The sequence below is a fragment of the Nocardioides sp. LHG3406-4 genome (assembly GCF_049897745.1).
In the GTDB taxonomy this organism is placed as follows: Bacteria; Actinomycetota; Actinomycetes; order Propionibacteriales; family Nocardioidaceae; genus Nocardioides.
In genome coordinates, this window is sequence record NZ_JAFCWV010000002.1 from 284612 (window position 1) to 303789 (window position 19178).

Annotated in this window: 18 protein-coding genes; 17 read left to right on the plus strand and 1 reads right to left on the minus strand. The window is 71.2% G+C overall.

The genetic code is table 11. The features are described 5' to 3' along the window. The first annotated feature begins 35 nt into the window (after positions 1 to 35). The 6 genes from ilvD to ACP7BP_RS07390 are packed head-to-tail and all read left to right on the plus strand — an operon-like array spanning position 36 to position 6342. On the plus strand, positions 36 to 1736 hold the full coding sequence (ilvD, locus tag ACP7BP_RS07365) for a dihydroxy-acid dehydratase (RefSeq protein WP_426243921.1): 1701 nt from the start codon (positions 36 to 38) through the stop codon (positions 1734 to 1736). A 13-nt stretch (positions 1737 to 1749) separates the two neighbouring features. Further along, a complete protein-coding gene (locus tag ACP7BP_RS07370) occupies positions 1750 to 2313 on the plus strand; it encodes a pyridoxamine 5'-phosphate oxidase family protein (RefSeq protein ID WP_426243922.1) in 564 nt (187 codons plus the stop codon). Positions 2314 to 2364: 51 nt separating this feature from the next. Next, entirely contained in the window at positions 2365 to 3327 is a 963-nt protein-coding gene (locus ACP7BP_RS07375; protein ID WP_426243923.1) for a hypothetical protein, read from the plus strand. After that, positions 3324 to 4565, plus strand: a complete 1242-nt coding sequence (locus ACP7BP_RS07380; protein WP_426243924.1) for a kynureninase — start codon at positions 3324 to 3326, stop codon at positions 4563 to 4565. Before ACP7BP_RS07375 ends, ACP7BP_RS07380 begins: the two co-directional genes overlap by 4 nt. Before the next feature lie 53 nt (positions 4566 to 4618). Beyond that, positions 4619 to 5635 carry a S66 family peptidase gene (locus ACP7BP_RS07385; protein WP_426243925.1) on the plus strand — a complete coding sequence of 339 codons (1017 nt, stop codon included), beginning with the start codon at positions 4619 to 4621 and terminating at the stop codon, positions 5633 to 5635. Further along, positions 5632 to 6342, plus strand: a complete 711-nt coding sequence (locus ACP7BP_RS07390) for a GNAT family N-acetyltransferase (protein WP_426243926.1) — start codon at positions 5632 to 5634, stop codon at positions 6340 to 6342. The genes ACP7BP_RS07385 and ACP7BP_RS07390 overlap by 4 nt, the downstream gene beginning before the upstream one ends. Here the strand turns inward: ACP7BP_RS07390 and ACP7BP_RS07395 are convergent. Continuing rightward, positions 6314 to 6760 (minus strand): DUF6973 domain-containing protein, encoded by a 447-nt coding sequence (locus ACP7BP_RS07395; RefSeq protein ID WP_426243927.1) that lies wholly within the window; start codon positions 6758 to 6760, stop codon positions 6314 to 6316. The two genes, ACP7BP_RS07390 and ACP7BP_RS07395, sit on opposite strands and share 29 nt — an antisense overlap. Positions 6761 to 6839: 79 nt before the next feature. On the opposite strand from ACP7BP_RS07395, the gene ACP7BP_RS07400 reads away from it, so the two are divergent. The 11 genes from ACP7BP_RS07400 (at position 6840) to serA (ending at position 19174) form a co-directional block, all read left to right on the plus strand. Then, positions 6840 to 7259 carry a VOC family protein gene (locus ACP7BP_RS07400; RefSeq protein WP_426243928.1) on the plus strand — a complete coding sequence of 140 codons (420 nt, stop codon included), beginning with the start codon at positions 6840 to 6842 and terminating at the stop codon, positions 7257 to 7259. After that, positions 7256 to 7924 carry a 4a-hydroxytetrahydrobiopterin dehydratase gene (locus tag ACP7BP_RS07405; protein WP_426243929.1) on the plus strand — a complete coding sequence of 223 codons (669 nt, stop codon included), beginning with the start codon at positions 7256 to 7258 and terminating at the stop codon, positions 7922 to 7924. Before ACP7BP_RS07400 ends, ACP7BP_RS07405 begins: the two co-directional genes overlap by 4 nt. A 231-nt stretch (positions 7925 to 8155) precedes the next feature. Further along, complete coding sequence (locus ACP7BP_RS07410; protein WP_426243930.1) at positions 8156 to 9922, plus strand: acetolactate synthase large subunit; 1767 nt, start codon at positions 8156 to 8158, stop codon at positions 9920 to 9922. A gap of 82 nt (positions 9923 to 10004) precedes the next feature. After that, positions 10005 to 10541: an acetolactate synthase small subunit gene (gene ilvN / locus ACP7BP_RS07415; RefSeq protein ID WP_426243931.1), complete on the plus strand. Its 537-nt coding sequence runs from the start codon at positions 10005 to 10007 to the stop codon at positions 10539 to 10541. Between the two features lie 142 nt (positions 10542 to 10683). Beyond that, positions 10684 to 11715 (plus strand): ketol-acid reductoisomerase, encoded by a 1032-nt coding sequence (ilvC, locus tag ACP7BP_RS07420; protein WP_426243932.1) that lies wholly within the window; start codon positions 10684 to 10686, stop codon positions 11713 to 11715. Between the two features lie 63 nt (positions 11716 to 11778). After that, the gene (locus ACP7BP_RS07425; protein ID WP_426243933.1) at positions 11779 to 12489 is read left to right on the plus strand and encodes a DsbA family oxidoreductase; all 711 of its coding nucleotides are present in this window, start codon (positions 11779 to 11781) and stop codon (positions 12487 to 12489) included. Positions 12490 to 12555: 66 nt separating this feature from the next. Further along, positions 12556 to 13425 carry an iron uptake transporter permease EfeU gene (gene efeU, locus ACP7BP_RS07430; RefSeq protein WP_426243934.1) on the plus strand — a complete coding sequence of 290 codons (870 nt, stop codon included), beginning with the start codon at positions 12556 to 12558 and terminating at the stop codon, positions 13423 to 13425. A 26-nt stretch (positions 13426 to 13451) separates the two neighbouring features. After that, positions 13452 to 14624 carry an iron uptake system protein EfeO gene (efeO, locus tag ACP7BP_RS07435; protein WP_426243935.1) on the plus strand — a complete coding sequence of 391 codons (1173 nt, stop codon included), beginning with the start codon at positions 13452 to 13454 and terminating at the stop codon, positions 14622 to 14624. A 10-nt stretch (positions 14625 to 14634) separates the two neighbouring features. Continuing rightward, positions 14635 to 15927 (plus strand): iron uptake transporter deferrochelatase/peroxidase subunit, encoded by a 1293-nt coding sequence (gene efeB / locus ACP7BP_RS07440; protein WP_426243936.1) that lies wholly within the window; start codon positions 14635 to 14637, stop codon positions 15925 to 15927. Positions 15928 to 16003: 76 nt separating this feature from the next. Next, on the plus strand, positions 16004 to 17512 hold the full coding sequence (locus ACP7BP_RS07445) for a purine-cytosine permease family protein (RefSeq protein ID WP_426243937.1): 1509 nt from the start codon (positions 16004 to 16006) through the stop codon (positions 17510 to 17512). 60 nt (positions 17513 to 17572) lie between these two features. Further along, positions 17573 to 19174, plus strand: coding sequence for a phosphoglycerate dehydrogenase (serA, locus tag ACP7BP_RS07450; RefSeq protein ID WP_426243938.1), 1602 nt, complete (start codon positions 17573 to 17575; stop codon positions 19172 to 19174). The last annotated feature ends 4 nt before the right edge of the window (positions 19175 to 19178 follow it).

Here is a 19178-nt window from a genome sequence, read left to right on the forward strand (position 1 = left end):
CTGCGCCGTCACGCGGGGCCGCTAGCCTCGGTGCCATGACGCTTACCTCCGATGGCGGTCCCGACATCAAGCCCCGCTCGCGCGACGTCACCGACGGCCTCGAGAAGACCGCCGCGCGCGGGATGCTGCGCGCGGTGGGCATGGGCGACGACGACTGGGGCAAGTCGCAGATCGGCGTCGCGTCCTCGTGGAACGAGATCACCCCGTGCAACCTTTCCCTGGACCGGCTCGCCAAGGCCGTGAAGAACGGCGTGCACGCCGCCGGGGGCTACCCGCTGGAGTTCGGCACCATCTCGGTCTCCGACGGCATCTCCATGGGCCACGAGGGCATGCACTTCTCACTGGTCTCGCGTGAGGTCATCGCCGACTCCGTCGAGACCGTGATGATGGCCGAGCGGCTGGACGGCTCGGTGCTGCTGGCCGGCTGCGACAAGTCGCTGCCGGGCATGATGATGGCCGCCGCCCGCCTCGACCTGGCCAGCGTCTTCCTCTACGCCGGCTCGACCATGCCGGGCCAGGTCGACGGCAACGACGTGACGGTCATCGATGCGTTCGAGGCGGTCGGAGCCTGTCTGGCGGGAAAGATCACGCGGGAGGAGGTCGACCGGATCGAGCGGGCGATCTGTCCCGGGGAGGGCGCGTGCGGCGGCATGTACACCGCCAACACGATGGCCGCCGTCGGCGAGGCCCTCGGCATGAGCCTGCCCGGCTCGGCCGCCCCGCCCGCGGTCGACCGCCGGCGCGACGGCTTCGCGCACAGGTCGGGCGAGGCCGTCGTCGAGATGCTGCGCCGGGGCATCACCGCCCGCCAGATCATGACGAAGGAGGCGTTCGAGAACGCCATCACGGTGGTCATGGCGCTCGGCGGCTCCACCAACGCCGTGCTCCACCTGCTCGCGATCGCCCGCGAGGCCGAGGTCGACCTGACGCTCGACGACTTCAACCGCGTCGGCGACAAGGTCCCGCACCTCGGCGACCTCAAGCCGTTCGGCAGGTACGTCATGAACGACGTCGACAAGGTCGGCGGCATCCCGGTCGTGATGAAGGCGCTCCTCGACGCCGGGCTCATGCACGGTGACTGCCTCACCGTCACCGGGAAGACCATGGCCGAGAACCTCGCCGACCTCGCCCCGCCCGGACTGGACGGCGACGTGCTCCGGCCCCTCGACCGGCCGATCCACAAGACGGGTGGCCTGACGATCCTCAAGGGGTCGCTGGCTCCCGAGGGGGCTGTGGTGAAGAGCGCAGGCTTCGACGAGTCGACCTTCACCGGCACCGCCCGGGTCTTCGACGGGGAGCGGGCCGCCATGGACGCCCTCGAGCAGGGCACCATCACCGCCGGCGACGTGGTCGTCATCCGCTACGAGGGGCCCAAGGGCGGGCCGGGCATGCGCGAGATGCTCGCCATCACCGGCGCGATCAAGGGCGCCGGGCTCGGCAAGGACGTCCTGCTCATCACCGACGGCCGGTTCTCGGGAGGCACCACCGGCCTGTGCGTCGGCCACATCGCGCCCGAGGCCGCCGACGGCGGGCCGATCGCCTTCGTGCGCGACGGCGACCAGATCACCCTGGACGTCTCCGGCCGCACCCTGGATGTCGAGCTCGCCGACTCCTCGGACTCCTGGGAGGCCCGCCAGGAGGGCTGGGCACCGAACCCGCCGAAGTACACGCGCGGGGTGCTCGGCAAGTACGCCAAGGTCGTGCAGAGCGCGGCGCACGGCGCGGTCTGCGGCTGAGGGGTCGTCCCACATGGGTCAGACGTACGACGCGATCGATGGCCGCGTGCGGTCCTTCGTCGAGCAGCAGCCTGTCTTCTTCGTCGCCACCGCGCCGTCGGAGGCGGACGGACACGTGAACGTCTCGCCCAAGGGGCTCGCTGACACGCTGGTCGTCGTCGACCCGCACACCGTCGCCTACCTCGACCTGACGGCCAGTGGCGCCGAGACCATCGCGCACGTCCGCCAGAACGGCCGGATCACCCTGATGTTCTGCTCGTTCGACCGGTCACCCAACGTCGTACGGCTGCACGGTCGTGCCCGGGTGATCGGGCTGTACGACGACGACTGGGCCGACTGGGCGGCCCGCTTCCCGGCCAACCCGGCGGCCCGGGCCGTCATCGTCGTCGAGGTGGATCGGGTCAGCGACTCGTGCGGCTACGCACTCCCGCTGATGACGCTGGAGTCCGAGCGGGACCTGCTCACCCCGAACATGGAGCGCCGTGGGCCAGCAGGCGTCGCCGCCTACCGGCGGAAGAAGAACGCCGTCAGCATCGACGGGCTGCCCGCCTTCGACGACGACCCGGCACCAGCCTGACCGGGCCCGAGCGTCGGCACCACGAGGGCTCGAACGTCTAGGCTGCGCGTCATGATTCGGGGGACTCGCGAGGCCGCACTCGCCGCACTGACGACACTCGCGCTCACCGCCGCCGCCGGCCTCGCCGCCACGGCGCCGACGTCGGCTGCCGCCGAGGCGCCGTCGTACGCCGCAGCAGGCGTCCTCGCGCAGGCGGGCAAGGCGACCCCGGCGACCAGCGCGATCACGCTGCCGGGCGGCGGACGCGAGGTGTTCGGTCGCGACCGCTTCCTCGTGGCCTACTACGGCACCGCCAACACCGGCAGTCTCGGCGTGCTGGGCGAGACCGATCCCGACACGATGCACGCGCGGCTGAAGCGCGCTGCCAAGCCTTTCAAGCAGAAGGGCGAGCGGCTCCAGCCCGTCTACGAGCTGATCGTCACCGTGGCCGACCCGGCGACCTCGCCGGGCACCGACGGCGACTACAGCCACGACATCTCGCCCAGCCTGGTGCAGTCCTACATCGACGCCGCCCACCGCAACAACGCCCTGTTGGTGCTCGACCTCCAGCCCGGCCGCACCGACTTCCTCACCGTCGCCAAGCGGTGGGAATGGGCCCTGGAGGACCCGTGGGTCGGCCTCGCGCTGGACCCCGAGTGGCGGATGGACGCCGACGAGCTGCCCGGCCAGACCATCGGCCAGGTCGGTGCCGCCGAGATCAACCAGGTGTCCGGCTGGCTCAACAGCCTGACCGAGCGCAACGACCTGCCGGAGAAGCTGTTCCTGATGCACCAGTTCCAGTCGGGCATGATCTCGGGGATCGACTCGGTCAAGCGGCGCAGCGACCTCGCCGAGGTGCTGCACGTCGACGGCTTCGGCACCCCAGCGCAGAAGCTGGCGACGTACGCCCGGGTGGCGAAGCCGAAGCGGTTCTCGATGGGGTTCAAGCTCTTCTACGACGAGGACCAGCCCCGGATGAGGGCCGAGGCCGTTCGCAGGATCCGGCCCGGGGTGTCCTTCGTGAGCTTCCAGTGACCGGCATCGGTGGTCGCACGGCGCCGCCCACCGACCCCGCCGAGCTCGACGCAGCCGACGAGCTGGCGCACTTCCGCGACCGGTTCGTGGGTGCGAGCAGCCCGATCGTCTACTTCGACGGCAACTCGCTGGGCAGGCCGGTGGCGGCCACGGCCGAGCGGCTGAGCAGGTTCGTCCGCGACGAGTGGGGCGGCCGGCTGATCCGGGCCTGGGAGGAGACCTGGATGGAGATGCCCACCACGCTGGGCGACCGCCTGGGCCGGGTGCTGCTGGGCGCCGGCCCCGGACAGGTGGCCATCGGTGACTCCACCACGGTCTGGCTCTACAAGCTGATGCGGGCCGCGGTCGACCACCAGCAGCGCTCCGACCCGGCGCGCACCGAGATCGTCGTCGACACCGACAACTTCCCGACCGACCGCTACCTGGCCGAGGGCGTCGCCGCCGAGCGCGGCCTCACCCTGCGCTGGATCGAGCCCGATCCCGACGGGGGCGTGACCGCCGAGCAGCTGGCCGCTGTGCTCGGCGTGAACACCGCGCTGGTGGTGCTGAGCCACGTCGCCTACAAGTCGGCGTGGCTGGCCGACGGCCCCGGGCTCACCCGGTTGGCCCACGACGCCGGCGCCCTGGTCCTGTGGGACCTCTGCCACTCGGCCGGGGCGGTGCCGGTCGACCTCGACGGGTGGGACGCCGACCTGGCGGTCGGGTGCACGTACAAGTACCTCAACGGTGGCCCCGGCGCTCCGGCGTTCGGCTACGTGGCCACGCGGCTCCAGGGCGTGCTGGCGCAGCCGATCCAGGGCTGGATGGGCGCTGCCGACCCCTTCACCATGGGGCCGCGCTACGACGCCGCCCCGGGCATCCGTCGCTTCCTCTCAGGCACCCCGGCGATCGTCGGGATGCTCGCCATGCAGGACATGCTCGACCTGACCGAGGAGGCCGGCATCGACGCGGTCCGGGCCAAGTCGCTCGCCCTGACGTCGTACGCCCTCGCGCTGGCCGACGCCTGGCTCGTGCCGCTGGGCGTCACCGTCGGCTCGCCCCGCGACGGCGCGCGCCGGGGCGGGCACGTCACGCTCGGGCACCCGCGCTCGCGCCAGGTCGTCACGGCCCTGTGGGGGCTCGACGTCATCCCCGACTACCGCGAGCCCGACGGCATCCGGATCGGGCTGTCGCCGCTGTCGACGTCCTTCGCCGAGGTGCACGAGGGGCTCGCGCAGGTGCGGGCCCGGCTCTCCTGAGCGCGCCCGTTAACCGGGTGAGCCGCGAGCGGCGACGGTGCGAGGATGGCGGCATGCTCCGCTTCCCGAGACCGTTGCGCCCCGGTGACCGCATCGGCGTCACCAGCCCGTCGAGCGGGGTCCCTGACTCCCTGAAGCCGCGTCTCGACCACGCGGTGGGGTGGCTGCGCGAGCGTGGGTACGACGTCGAGGTCGGCCAGTGCATGGGGCAGCCGAGCCACGTCAGCGGGCCGGTCGAGGAACGTGCGGCCGAGCTCAACCGGATGCTGCTCGACCCCGCGATCAGGGCCGTCGTGCCGCCGTGGGGAGGGGAGACCGCGATCGACCTGGTCGACCGGATCGACTGGGACGCGCTCGCGGACGCCGAGCCGACGTGGGTGGTCGGCTTCTCCGACACGACCACCTGGATGCTGCCGCTGACCCTGCGCCTGGGCTGGGCGACCCTGCACGGCACCAACCTGATGGACACCCCCTACACCGCGGTCGAGGGCATCGTGCACTGGACCGACGTCGCGACCGCCAGCGGACCGATCACCCAGCACGCCACCGGTGTCTTCGGGGGCAACGGCTACGGCGACTGGGAGGTCGACCCCGCCGACCACGCCTACCGGCTCGACGGCGAGGGCACCTGGGAGGTGCACGGGGGCGGCGGGCTCGACGTCACCGGCCGGCTCGTCGGCGGCTGCATCGAGACGGCCAGCAACCTCACCGGGACGCCGTACGGCGATGTCGCGGGGTTCGGACGCGATCACGCCGACGAGGGCCTGATCGTCTACCTCGAGGCCGCCGAGGACCCGGCGCTGGAGATCTGCCGCAACCTGCACGGCCTGCGGCTCGCGGGCTGGTTCGACGACGCGGACGCGATCCTGATCGGGCGCACCAGCGCCCCGGCGTCGGGGGAGTTCAGCCAGCGCGACGCGGTGGTCGACGCCCTCGGCATGCTCGACCTGCCGATCGTCTTCGACGTCGAGTGCGGGCACGTCCCGCCGTACCTCCCGCTGGTCAACGGCGCACTCGCGCATGTCACCGTGTCCGGCGACACCCGGCAGATCACGCAGGAGCTGAGATGAGCCGCACCAACGCCCACGGCCAGAAGATCGGCGACCTTGTCGACTGGTCGGCGCGGCCCGCGCCCGGTCCGGTGACCCTGACCGGCAAGCACGTGCGGATCGAACCCGTGTCGCAGGCCCACCGCGACGGGCTGTACGACGTCCTGTGCGGGCCCGACGACGCCGCGCTGTGGACCTACCGGGCCGAGGAGCAGCCGGCCTCCGTCGAGGAGCTGGGCGAGCGGATCGCCCAGCGCGAGACCCTCCCCGGCCAGGTGACCTTCACCATCCTCACCGACGCCGGCCCGGCGGGCATGGCGTCCCTGACGCGGATCGACGCCGCCAACGGCTCGGTCGAGATCGGCGGCATCATCCTCGGCCGGCCGCTCCAGCAGACGCGGTCGGCCACGGAGGCGATGGTGCTCTTCGCGCGGCACGTCTTCGACGACCTCGGCTACCGGCGCTACGAGTGGAAGTGCGACAGCCTCAACGGGCCGTCGCGCCGCGCCGCCCTGCGTCTGGGCTTCGTCTGGGAGGGACGCTTCCGCAACGCGCTCGTCTACAAGGGCCGCAACCGCGACACCGACTGGTTCTCGATCACCGACGTCGAGTGGCCGGGGCTCGCCCGGGCGTTCGACAGCTGGCTCGACGACGCCAACTTCGACGTCGGCGGTCGTCAGCGTCAGGCGCTGTCCGACCTCACGGCCCGGGGGGACGGTCGCCGCTGAGCCGGCCGGCGGCCCACTCCGCCTCGGCCACCTCGGCGAGCCGGGTCAGGGTCGCCCACACGCTCCCGCGCCGCAGCTCGTCGGCACGGGCCGCGGCGTACTCCTGGCCGGCGACGTTGTTGGCCCGGTCGACCGCCGAGTCCGCGGCGTCCCTGGAGCGCCGCTCGTGCGCCTGCGCCAGCGCGTCGGCTGCAGCCAGCCCGTAGCGGGCAGTTAGCAGTGCCTGCCAGGAGAAGTGGCGTACGGCGTTCTGCTGCCGCCACTCGGCGGGGTGCCGCCGGGCGGCGATGACCAGGGCGGCCGCCGACGCGGCCACCATGCCGACCGACTCGCGGTGCCCGGCTCCGCTGCCACGCGCCGCGGCGTACAGGCGCGGCACCCCGCTGGTCGCCGAGCGGATCGCGTTGCGGAGGGACATGCCCGAAGTCTTCCACCCGGTCGAACCGCGCACCGTGAGTCGGTGACGACTGTCTGCGGCCCGTGGCAGGGTGAGGCACATGGACCAACGCGTCAGCTTCATCACGCTCGCCGTGCGCGACCTGGCTGCCAGCCGAGCGTTCTACGCCGACGGCCTGGCCTGGGAGCCCGCGCTCGACGTGCCGGGCGAGGTGCTGATGTTCAAGGTCGCCGACAGGGTCGTGCTGTCCTTGTGGGACGAGACGGCGTTCGAGGCCGAGGTCGGCCAGCCGATCAACCGCGGCGGCGGGATCGCGCCGATCACGCTGGCTCACAACTGCGCGACCACCGAGGGCGTCGACCGGGTCCTCGCGGCGGCCCGGGTGGCGGGCGCCGACCCGGTGCAGCCGGGGGAGCAGCGCGAGTGGGGCGGCTACTCCGGCTACTTCGCCGACCCCGACGGCTTCCGCTGGGAAGTCGCCTACAACCCCGGACCCATCGGACAGGAAGTGCTGCCATGAGCGACGACCCCCAGCTGAGGCTGACCCACGACGAGGTGGCCGCTGCCGGCCTCGACGACTGGCGGGAGCTCCCGGGCGTCATCGCCGCCCGCTTCCTCACCGGCGACTTCGCCACCGGCCTGGCACTCGTCGACCGCATCGGTGCGGCCGCCGAGGACGCCGATCACCATCCCGACATCACGCTGACCTACCCGTCGGTGGCCGTCACCCTGGCCAGTCACGACGTGGGAGGCATCACCTCGCGCGACATCGAGCTCGCGCGGCTGATCAGCGGCTACGCCGCCGAGGCGGGGGTGCCGGCCGATCCGGCCGGGCTGGCACGCGTCGAGCTGGGGCTCGACGCGAGCGACGGCGGCCGGCTCGCTCCCTTCTGGGCGGCGCTCATCGGGGGTGAGGCCAAGCAGAACGAGGTCGTCGACCCGAGCGGTCAGCTGCCGCCGGTCTGGTTCCAGGACGCCGACCCCGACTACCAGCGGGCCGAGGACGAGGTCGAGCAGCGCTTCCACCTGGACGTGTGGGTGCCCCGCGACCAGGGCGAGCAGCGTCTCCAGGCGGTGCTGGAGGCGGGCGGCCGCCTGGTCAGCGACGCCGAGGCGCCGGCGTTCTGGGTCGTCCAGGACGCCGACGGCAACCGGTCCTGCATCTGCACGCCGGCGGGCCGGTAGCGCACCACGACCACATCGTGGGACCCAAAGTCCAGCATTCGAGACGCGTGGCACACTGACTTGACGACGAGAGGCGTCGACGAGGACGGTAAGCGCATGCGCACTGAGATTCTTGTACGCACGCGACGCGTGAGCTGAGGCCTTGGCCCCAGCTAACTCACGCGTCACCCCTCGTTGCCCACCGGGTCGAGGGGTTTTTTGTTGGCCGAGCAACCACGATGAGGAACCGAGATGAGCGAGCAGGGCGCGGAGATGACCGGCGCGCAGAGCCTGGTCACGGCGCTGGAGTGCGCAGGCACGGACACGATCTTCGGCATCCCGGGCGGCGCCATCCTGCCGGCGTACGACCCGCTGATGGACTCCACCCAGATCCGGCACATCCTCGTACGCCACGAGCAGGGCGCGGGGCACGCCGCCCAGGGGTACGCCGCGGCGACGGGCCGCGTGGGGGTCTGCATGGCCACCTCCGGGCCGGGAGCCACCAACCTCGTCACGCCCCTGGCCGACGCCCACATGGACTCCGTGCCGCTGGTGGCGGTGACCGGTCAGGTCGGGGCCGCCATGATCGGGACCGACGCCTTCCAGGAGGCCGACATCCGGGGCATCACCATGCCCGTCACCAAGCACAACTTCCTGGTGACGGACCCGGCCGACATCCCGCGCACGATCGCCGAGGCGTTCCACATCGCCTCGACCGGTCGACCCGGTCCGGTGCTGGTCGACATCGCGAAGTCGGCGCTGCAGTCGATGACCACGTTCACGTGGCCCAGTGAGCTGTCGCTGCCCGGCTACCGGCCGGTGACCCGCCCGCACAGCAAGCAGATCCGTGAGGCGAGCCGGCTGATGCTCGAGGCGAAGCGCCCCGTGCTCTACGTCGGCGGCGGCGTGATCCGCGCGGCCGCGTCCCGGGAGCTGCGCGAGCTGGCCGAGCTCACCGGCATCCCCGTGGTCACGACGCTGATGGCGCGCGGCGCGTTCCCCGACAGCCACCCGCAGCACCTCGGCATGCCCGGCATGCACGGCACGGTCGCCGCGGTGGCCGGGCTGCAGCGCAGCGACCTGATCATCAGCCTGGGTGCCCGCTTCGACGACCGAGTGACCGGCAACCTCGACTCGTTCGCGCCGCTCGCCCGGGTGATCCATGCCGACATCGACCCGGCCGAGATCGGCAAGAACCGGCACGTCGACGTCCCGATCGTGGGCGACTGCCGCGAGGTCATCGGCGACCTGGTCGTGGCGCTGCGGGCCGAGGCCGAGGCCGGACGCGTCGGTGACTACGAGCAGTGGGTCGACTTCGTCGCAGGCGTCAAGAAGACCTACCCGCTCGGCTACGACACTCCCGCCGACGGCAGCCTGGCTCCGCAGTACGTCCTCGAGCGGCTCGGCGCCATCGCCGGTCCGGAGGCGATCTACTGCTCCGGGGTGGGGCAGCACCAGATGTGGGCGGCGCACTTCGTCGGCTACGAGAACCCCCGCACCTGGATCAACTCCGGCGGCCTCGGCACGATGGGCTTCTCCGTGCCGGCCGCCATGGGTGCCAAGGTGGGCCGTCCCGACGCGACCGTGTGGTCGATCGACGGTGACGGGTGCTTCCAGATGACCAACCAGGAGCTGGCCACCTGCGCCATCGAGGGCATCCCGATCAAGGTGGCGATCATCAACAACGAGGCCCTCGGCATGGTCCGGCAGTGGCAGACGCTCTTCTACAACGAGCGCTACTCCAACACGAACCTGCAGCGTGGTGGGGGCGCCGTGCGCATCCCCGACTTCGTCAAGCTCGCCGAGGCCTACGGCTGCGTCGGCCTGTCCTGTGACACCCCCGACGACGTGGACGCCACGATCGAGAAGGCGATGGCGATCGACGACCAGCCCGTCGTCGTCGACTTCCGGGTCCACCGCGACGCGATGGTGTGGCCGATGGTGGCTGCCGGCACGAGCAACGACGAGATCAAGTACGCCCGCGACCTGGCACCCGAGTTCGACCAGGACGACCTGTGAGCGGCGCGAGAGCGCGCGAGCAGCGCGGGCCGGCCGGGAGCACGGCGCCGGCGCTCGCGCCGCGAGCGAACGAGGAGGAGCGATGAGCAAGCACACCCTGAGCGTCCTGGTGGAGAACAAGCCGGGCGTCCTGGCCCGCATCGCCGGCCTCTTCAGCCGCCGCGGCTACAACATCGACAGCCTCGCCGTGGGGCCGACCGAGGACCCCGAGGTCTCCCGGATGACGATCGTGGTCGCGGTCGAGGAGTCCCCGCTCGAGCAGGTGACCAAGCAGCTCAACAAGCTCGTCGAGGTCATCAAGATCGTCGAGCTCGACGGCACGGCATCGGTCAACCGGGAGCTGCTGCTCGTGAAGGTGAAGGCGAACGCCGACACCCGCGGGCAGGTGCTCGACGCCGTCCAGCTCTTCGAGGCGAAGGTCGTCGACGTGACGCTCGACGCCGTCACCATCGAGGTCACCGGCAACACCGACAAGCTGGCCGCGTGCCTCGCCGTACTCCAGCCCTTCGGCATCCGCGAGCTGGTGCAGTCCGGCATGGTCGCGATCGGCCGCGGCAGCCGATCCATCACCGAACGCACCGTCCGACCCGTGCCGATCGCGCCGGCGCGGGCCGGCTGACCGGCTTCGGAGTCACCGGATATCCGGTGACTCCAGGGGTTCGTGGCCCTCACCCGGGCCACAAACCTCACGACACGCCCACGAACCCCCCACCATCCCAACGCAAGTCCGACGCAGTCCCCGACACAAGGAGAGCCGCACAGTGGCTGAGATGTACTACGACGACGACGCCGACCTGTCCCTGATCCAGGGCAAGAACGTGGCCGTGCTCGGCTACGGGAGCCAGGGCCACGCCCACTCCCTGAGCCTGCGCGACTCCGGTGTCGACGTCCGCATCGGCCTGCCCGAGGGCTCGAAGAGCCGTGCCAAGGCGGAGGCCGAGGGCCTGCGCGTGCTGACGCCCGCCGAGGCGGTCGAGGAGGCCGACGTCATCGTCATCCTCGCGCCCGACCACAAGCAGCGGGACCTCTACAAGAACGACGTCGAGCCCAACCTGACGCCCGGCGACACCCTGGTGTTCGGCCACGGCTTCAACATCCGCTTCGGCTACATCACCCCGCCCGAGGGCGTCGACGTGTTCATGGTCGCCCCCAAGGGCCCCGGCCACCTCGTGCGCCGCGAGTACGTCGACGGCCGCGGCGTGCCCGTGCTCGTCGCCGTGGAGGCGGACACCTCGGGCCAGACCTGGCCGCTCGCGCTCTCCTACGCCAAGGCGATCGGTGGCCTGCGCGCCGGCGGCATCAAGACGACGTTCACCGAGGAGACCGAGACCGACCTCTTCGGCGAGCAGGCCGTGCTCTGCGGCGGCGCGAGCCAGCTGGTGCAGTACGGCTTCGAGGTCCTCACCGAGGCCGGCTACCAGCCCGAGGTCGCCTACTTCGAGTGCCTGCACGAGCTCAAGCTGATCGTCGACCTCATGTACGAGGGCGGCATCGCCAAGCAGCGCTGGTCGGTATCCGACACCGCCGAGTACGGCGACTACGTGTCTGGCCCGCGCGTCATCACCCCCGATGTGAAGCAGAACATGCTCGCCGTCCTCGAGGACATCAAGAACGGCTCGTTCGCGCAGCGCTTCATCGACGACCAGGACGCCGGCGCTCCGGAGTTCAAGAAGTTCCGCGAGGAGTCGGAGGCGCACCCGATCGAGGCCACCGGCCGCGAGCTGCGCAAGCTGATGGCCTGGGTCAAGAGCCACGACTCCGACTACGTCGAGGGCACATCCGCCCGGAGCTGAGCACCCCGGCCCGGCAGCGGGGCGGGCGGGAAGAGAAGCGGCAGCGACGACGTTGGACCAGTCATGCAAATCGAGATCTGGTCCGACGTCGTCTGTCCGTGGTGCTACGTCGGGAAGCGCCGGCTGGAGTCCGCGCTCGCCGGGTTCGCCCACCGCGACGAGGTCGAGGTCGTCTACCGCTCGTTCGAGCTCGACCCCAGTGCCCCGCACCACGGGCACGAGCCGACCCTGGGGGTGACCGCCCGCAAGTACGGTCTCAGTGAGGCCGAGACGCGGCAGATGAAGCAGCAGCTCATCGAGGCCGGGGCGGCGGAGGGTCTGGAGCTCCGGCTCTTCGACACCGTCCACACCAACACCCTCGACGCCCACCGGGTGCTGCACCTGGCGCTGGCGACCGGCGGTCCCGCGGTGCAGGCCGAGCTCAAGGAGGCGCTGCTGGCGGCGTACTTCGTGCGCGCCGAGAACATCGGCGACCACGACGTGCTGCGCGCCGCCGCGACCGCTGCCGGACTTGATCCCGCGCGCGTCGAGGAGGTGCTGGCCTCCGACGAGTACGCCGAGGACGTGCGGGCCGACGTCGCCCGGGCCCAGGCCTACGGCGCCACCGGAGTGCCGTTCTACGTCGTCGACGCGAAGTACGGCGTGTCCGGCGCCCAGCCGGCCGAGGTCTTCGGCCGGGTGCTCGAGCAGGCGTGGGCCGACTCGCAGCCGCGACTGAGCATGGTCGGTGGCGGGGACGCCGAGACCTGCGGCCCCGACGGCTGCGCGATCTGAGAGTGTGGCCGACGCCACGTCGAACATAGGTTAGGCATACCTAAGGAACACCGTAGCATCGGCTCCGTGTTCGCCAACTTCCTCATCGGACTGCGTGAGGGGCTCGAGGCCTCGCTGGTCGTCAGCATCCTCGTGGCCTACCTGGTCAAGTCTGATCGTCGTCACCTGCTCCGCTGGATCTGGCTCGGGGTGGCCTCCGCGATCGGGTTGAGTGTCGCGTGCACGCTGCTGCTCGGCTTCCAGTCCCGCCAGCTCGACTTCCGCTCCCAGGAGCTCCTCGGCGGCACGATGTCGCTGCTCGCCGCGGCCTTCGTGACGTGGATGGTCTTCTGGATGGCGGGCGCCGCCAAGACCATCGCTCGCAACCTCCGCGGGCGCATCGACGACGCCGCCGACAGCCCGCTCTCCCTCGTCGTCATCGCCTTCCTGGCCGTCGGCCGCGAAGGCATGGAGACCGCGGGCATCTTGTGGACCAACACCCGCAACGCCACCGGTCGCGACATGCCCGAGGGCTTCGAGACCACCTCCGGGCCGCTGGTCGCGGCGATCCTGGGCATCCTCGTGGCCATGGTCGTCGGCTGGTTCATCTACCGCGGCGCGATCACCGTCAACCTCAGCCGCTTCTTCGCCTGGACCGGCGCACTGCTCATCCTGGTGGCCGCGGGCGTGCTCTCGTACGGCGTTCACGACCTCCAGGAGACTGGCGCCCTGCCCGGCAGCGGCCACCACCTCTTCGACATCTCCGGCTACCTCAACGCCAGCTCCTGGTACGGCTCGCTGCTGGCGGGGCTGTTCAACTTCACGCCCAGCCCGACCTACCTCGAGGCGTCCGTGTGGGTTCTCTACGTCGTGCCCGTGCTGGCCCTGTTCCTCTGGATGATCAACCACCGCTCGGCAGCGCCGCGACCGGCCCCCGAGTCCGTTCCCGTCGCCTGATCCGCACAAGACACCGAAGGACACCCGTGAAGCGCACCCTCGTCGCGACGTTGCTCGTCGCCCTCCCCGTCCTGGCCGCCTGCGGCACCGAGAGCACCAAGCAGTCCGAAGGCGAGAGCGGTAGCGCCGACGCGCGCACGGTCGCGGTCGACTCCTCCGACGACGCCTGCGCCCTGTCGGGCACCGAGGCGCCGGCCGGGCCCCTGACCTTCAACGTGGCCAACTCCGGCAGCGACGTGACGGAGTTCTACCTCCTGGCCGAGGACGGCCTGCAGATCGTCGCCGAGGTCGAGAACGTCGGCCCGCAGAGCACCAAGCCGCTGACCACCCAGGTGCCTGCCGGCCGGTACATCACCGCCTGCAAGCCGGGCATGAAGGGCGAGGGCATCCGCGCCGACTTCACCGTGACCGAGTCCGCCGAGGCGGCCGCCGTCAGCGCCGACGACCAGGAGCTCATCGACCAGGCGCAGGACAACTACGCGGCGTACGTCGAGGACCAGTCCGCACAGCTGCTCGCGAAGACTCAGCAGTTCGTCGACCGCTACCGGGCGGGTGACGACGACGCGGCCCGCGACCTGTACGCCGACGCTCGCACCCACTGGGAGCGCATCGAGACGGTCGCCGAGTCGTTCGGTGACCTCGACCCCAAGATGGACGCCCGCGAGGCCGACCTGGCGCCCGGTGAGAAGTGGACCGGCTGGCACCTCATCGAGAAGGACCTCTGGCCCCAGCGCGCCGAGGGCTACCAGCCACTGACGACCAAGCAGCGGGCGGCGTACGCCGACGACCTGCTCGCCAACACCAAGACCCTGGACAGCCGCATCCAGAAGCTGACCTACACGATCGACGAGATCGCCAACGGCTCGCGCGGCCTGCTCGAGGAGGTCGCCAGCGGCAAGGTGACCGGCGAGGAGGAGTACTGGTCGCGCACCGACCTCTACGACTTCCAGGCCAACGTCGACGGCGCCAAGGTGGGCTTCGAAGGCGTCAAGCCCATCCTGGAGCAGAAGGACGCCGACCTCGCCGAGCAGCTGCAGACCCGCTTCGACGAGCTGCAGGTGCTGCTCGACGAGCAGCGCGAGGGCGACGGCTTCGTGCTCTACGACGACCTGGCCCAGGACGAGATCAAGGGGCTGTCCGACGCCGTCAACGCCCTCTCCGAGCCACTGTCGCGGCTGACCGCGGCTGTGCTGGCCTGACCGGGCTGAGATGACCGAGCCTGTCCCACAGCCGAGCCCGCCCCGGGTGTCGCGGCGGCGGCTCCTCGGCGGCGGCGTCGCCGCGGCCGGGGCCGCCACTGGGGCGGTCGCCTTCGCCGCCGGCAGGCTGACGTCCGGCGACGAGGCGCACGCGGCATCGCGTGCCGCGTCGTACGCCTTCCGTGGTGCGCACCAGGCGGGCATCGTCACTCCCGCGCAGGACCGGCTCCACTTCGCTGCCTTCGACGTGCTCGCCACGGCCGACCGCGACGACCTGGTGGCCCTGCTGCGGGCCTGGACCGACGCGGCCGAGCGGATGACCCGGGGCGAGCCGGCGGGGGAGATCGGGCCGGTCGAGGGGGTGACCAACCTGCCTCCCGACGACACCGGCGAGGCGATCGGCCTGCCGGCGAGCGGGCTGACGATCACCTTCGGGTTCGGGCCCTCGCTCTTCCGCGACGCCGACGGCTTGGACCGCTTCGGCCTCGCCGACCGGCGACCCGAGGCCCTCGAGGAGCTGCCGCACTTCCCGGCCGACGCGATCGACGAGGCGCGGTCGCGGGGCGACCTCTGCGTCCAGGCGTGCGCCGACGACCCGCAGGTCGCCGTCCATGCGATCCGCAACCTGGCCCGCCTCGGCTTCGGCACCGTCAGTGTGCGGTGGTCGCAGCTCGGCTTCGGGCGCACCTCCACGACCTCGACGTCGCAGTCGACGCCGCGCAACCTCTTCGGCTTCAAGGGCGGCACAGCCAACGTGAAGGCAGAGGAGGAGGCCGCCCTCGACGCGCACGTGTGGGTGAGCGACAGCGACGACCAGGCCTGGCTCGCCGGCGGCTCCTACCTCGTGGCGCGCCGCATCAACATGCGCATCGAGACCTGGGACCGCCAGCCGCTCGGCGACCAGGAGATGTTCGTCGGCCGCACCAAGGGCGAGGGCGCGCCGCTGTCGGGCGGCAAGGAGTTCACCGAGCCCGACTTCGAGATGGGCGGCAGCAACGATCAGCCGATCATCCCGGTCGACGCGCACGTGCGGATCGTGCACCCCGACGCCAACGACGGCGCGCGGATGCTGCGCCGCGGCTACAACTTCGTCGACGGCAGCGACCCGCTGGGCGGCCTCGACGCCGGGCTCTTCTTCATCGCCTACGTCCGCGACCCGCGCACCCACTTCATCCCCGCCCAGCTCGCGATGGCCGAGCAGGACGCGCTGATGGAGTACCTCAAGTTCACGTCCTCGGCGATCTTCGCGGTGCCGCCGGGCGCGCGGCCGGGGGAGTACGTCGGCCAGTCGCTGTTCGCGTGAATCGGTCGCCGTACCGACCTGCCGACTCGCGCCGGGCCGCTACCGGACGAGAGGCCGCGTGCGCGACGATGAGCGCATGAGTGATCACACGCTGGACGAGACCCGCCGCCTCGGGGTCGAGCGGACCGGGATCGAGATCATCGACGAGGCCGCCCGGACGGCAAGGCCCAGTGACCTGTTCTGGCCGTGGTTCGCGGCGAACGTGAGCGTCTTCGGGCTCAGCTACGCGGCATTCGTCCTGTACTTCGGGATCTCCTTCTGGCAGGGCGTTCTCGTGAGCGTCGTCGGGATCGTGGTGTCGTTCCTGCTCTGCGGGGTGATCGCGATCGCGGGGAAGCGCGGCTCGGCGCCGACGATGGTGCTCAGCCGGGCGGCCTTCGGGGTCACCGGGCAGAAGGTGCCCGGCGTCATCTCGTGGCTGGTCTCGATCGGCTGGGAGACCTTCCTGTCCATCCTCGCCGTGCTCGCCACCGCGACGATCTTCGACCGGCTCGGCTGGGGCGGTGGCACCGGCACCAAGGTGGTCGCGACCGCCGTCGTCGCGGCGCTGATCGTCAGCGCCAGCGTCGCGGGCTACCACATCATCATGCGCATGCAGTCGGTGCTGACGTGGATCACCGGCGTCGTCTCGGTGCTCTACATGGCGATGACGATCGGCGACATCGACTGGTCGGCGGTGCAGGACATCCCGGGCGGCTCCAACCAGGCGGTGGTGGGCGCGCTGGTCATGGTGATGACCGGCTTCGGCCTGGGCTGGATCAACATCGCCGCCGACTGGTCGCGCTACCAGTCCCGCAGCGCCTCCAGCGCATCGATCGTCGGCTGGAACACCTTCGGTGGCGCGCTCGCCCCGGTGATCCTCGTGGTCTTCGGCCTGGCCCTGGCGGGCTCGTCGCAGGAGGTCCTCGACGGGATCGCGGTCGACCCGATCGGGACGCTCGCCACCCTGCTGCCCACCTGGGTCCTGGTGCCCTTCCTGCTCGCGGCCATCCTCGCGCTGGTGAGCGGCGCGGTCCTCGGGATCTACTCCTCCGGACTGACGCTGCTCTCGCTCGGCGTACGCCTGGCGCGGCCGCACGCGGCGTTCATCGACGGGGTGCTGCTGACCCTGGGCACGATCTACGTCGTGTTCTTCGCCGACACCTTCATCGCGCCCTTCCAGAGCTTCCTCATCACCCTCGGCGTCCCGCTCGCCGCGTGGGCAGGGGTGATGATCGCCGACATCGCGCTGCGGCGGCGCGACTACGACGACGCGGCGCTCTTCGACCCCGCGGGCCGGTACGGCGCCTTCGACTGGGTCTCGATCGGCACGATGGTCGGCGCCTCGGTGGTCGGCTGGGGGCTGGTGATCAACACGTTCCCGGACGACGCCTCGTGGAACAACTGGCAGGGCTACCTGCTGGGCCCGCTCGGCCTCGGCGGCAAGGAGGGCGACTGGGCCTTCGCCAACCTCGGCGTGCTGCTCGCGCTGCTCATCGGCTTCGTGGTGACCTATGTCGCCAGGCGCGGGACGGTCGCCCGCCAGGAGGCCTGGGACGAACCGGTCCCTGAGACCGGCTCGGGCCGACCGGCGCGGCAGGGGTAGGCTGATCACGCACAGCGTGGTGCACCTCGACCGTTTCCCATACCTGTCCTGAGGATCGCTGTGACTGCACCCAACTCTGGCAAGCCCGTCGTGCTCATCGCCGAGGAGCTCAGCCCCGCCACCGTCGACGCGCTCGGCCCCGACTTCGAGATTCGGCACTGCAACGGAGCCGACCGCGCTGAGCTGCTGCCGGCCATCGCTGACGCCGACGCCATCTTGGTGCGCTCCGCCACCAAGGTCGACGCGGAGGCACTGGCCGCGGCGAAGCGGCTCAAGGTCGTCGCCCGGGCCGGCGTGGGCCTCGACAACGTCGACGTGAAGGCCGCCACCCAGAGCGGCGTGATGGTCGTCAACGCGCCGACCTCCAACATCGTCTCGGCCGCCGAGCTCGCCGTCGCGCTGATGCTCGCCGCCGCCCGCCACGTGAGCCCGGCGCACGCCGCCCTCAAGAACGGCGAGTGGAAGCGCTCCCGCTACACCGGCATCGAGCTCTACGAGAAGACGGTCGGCATCGTCGGGCTCGGCCGGATCGGCGTACTCGTCGCGCAGCGGCTGAGCGCGTTCGGCATGAAGGTCATCGCCTACGACCCCTATGTGCAGGCCGGCCGGGCCGCACAGATGGGCGTGCGCCTCGTCGACCTCGACACCCTGCTCGCCGAGGCCGACTTCATGAGCGTCCACCTGCCGAAGACCCCCGAGACCGTCGGCCTCATCGGCGCCGACGAGCTCGCCAAGGCCCGGCCGCAGCTGGTGCTCGTGAACGCGGCCCGCGGCGGCATCGTCGACGAGGCCGCGCTGTACGACGCCCTCAAGACCGGCCGCATCGCCGCCGCCGGCCTCGACGTCTTCGCCAAGGAGCCCTGCACCGACAGCCCGCTCTTCGAGCTCGAGAACGTCGTGGCCACGCCGCACCTCGGCGCGTCGACCGACGAGGCGCAGGAGAAGGCCGGCATCGCCGTCGCCCGCTCGGTCCGACTCGCGCTCTCCGGTGAGCTCGTGCCCGACGCCGTCAACGTCCAGGGTGGCGTCATCGCCGAGGACGTCCGTCCCGGCATCCCGCTCACCGAGAAGCTCGGCCGGGTCTTCACCGCCCTGGCCGGCGAGGTCGCCCAGCAGATCGACGTGGAGGTGCGCGGCGAGATCACGGAGTTCGACGTCAAGGTGCTGGAACTGGCCGCCCTCAAGGGCGTCTTCACCGACGTCGTCGAGGACCAGGTCTCCTACGTCAACGCGCCGCTGCTCGCCGCCGAGCGGGGTACGTCGGTGCGGCTCATCGCCGACCCCGAGAGCCCCGACCACCGCAACCTGATCACCATCCGCGGCACCCTCGCCGACGGGTCGCAGGTGTCGGTCAGCGGCACGCTCGTGGGCCTCGGGCAGCGCGAGCGGCTGGTCGAGGTCAACGGCTTCGACGTCGACATCGAGCCCACCGACCACCTGGCGTTCTTCAACTACGAGGACCGCCCGGGCATGGTCGGCACCGTCGGCGGCATCCTCGGCGACGCCGGCGTCAACATCGCGGGCATGCAGGTCGCCCGGGACGCCAAGGGCGGCTCCGCCCTGGTGGCGCTGTCGGTCGACTCGGCGATCCCGACGGAGACGCTGGCCGACATCGAGAGCGCCATCGACGCCGTGAAGGTGCGCGCGGTCAACCTGGCCTGACCCG

What these genes read in the sequence shown, in the direction of transcription:
- ACP7BP_RS07405 (WP_426243929.1), top strand. Translation starts at nt 7,256, where the DNA reads ATGAGCGACGACCCCCAGCTGAGGCTGACCCACGACGAGGTGGCCGCT.
- ilvN (WP_426243931.1), top strand. Translation starts at nt 10,005, where the DNA reads ATGAGCAAGCACACCCTGAGCGTCCTGGTGGAGAACAAGCCGGGCGTC.
- ACP7BP_RS07390 (WP_426243926.1), top strand. Translation starts at nt 5,632, where the DNA reads ATGAGCCGCACCAACGCCCACGGCCAGAAGATCGGCGACCTTGTCGAC.
- ACP7BP_RS07370 (WP_426243922.1), top strand. Translation starts at nt 1,750, where the DNA reads ATGGGTCAGACGTACGACGCGATCGATGGCCGCGTGCGGTCCTTCGTC.
- ACP7BP_RS07425 (WP_426243933.1), top strand. Translation starts at nt 11,779, where the DNA reads ATGCAAATCGAGATCTGGTCCGACGTCGTCTGTCCGTGGTGCTACGTC.
- efeB (WP_426243936.1), top strand. Translation starts at nt 14,635, where the DNA reads ATGACCGAGCCTGTCCCACAGCCGAGCCCGCCCCGGGTGTCGCGGCGG.
- ACP7BP_RS07385 (WP_426243925.1), top strand. Translation starts at nt 4,619, where the DNA reads ATGCTCCGCTTCCCGAGACCGTTGCGCCCCGGTGACCGCATCGGCGTC.
- ACP7BP_RS07375 (WP_426243923.1), top strand. Translation starts at nt 2,365, where the DNA reads ATGATTCGGGGGACTCGCGAGGCCGCACTCGCCGCACTGACGACACTC.
- ilvD (WP_426243921.1), top strand. Translation starts at nt 36, where the DNA reads ATGACGCTTACCTCCGATGGCGGTCCCGACATCAAGCCCCGCTCGCGC.
- ACP7BP_RS07395 (WP_426243927.1), bottom strand. Translation starts at nt 6,760, where the DNA reads ATGTCCCTCCGCAACGCGATCCGCTCGGCGACCAGCGGGGTGCCGCGC.
- ACP7BP_RS07410 (WP_426243930.1), top strand. Translation starts at nt 8,156, where the DNA reads ATGAGCGAGCAGGGCGCGGAGATGACCGGCGCGCAGAGCCTGGTCACG.
- ACP7BP_RS07445 (WP_426243937.1), top strand. Translation starts at nt 16,004, where the DNA reads ATGAGTGATCACACGCTGGACGAGACCCGCCGCCTCGGGGTCGAGCGG.
- ACP7BP_RS07400 (WP_426243928.1), top strand. Translation starts at nt 6,840, where the DNA reads ATGGACCAACGCGTCAGCTTCATCACGCTCGCCGTGCGCGACCTGGCT.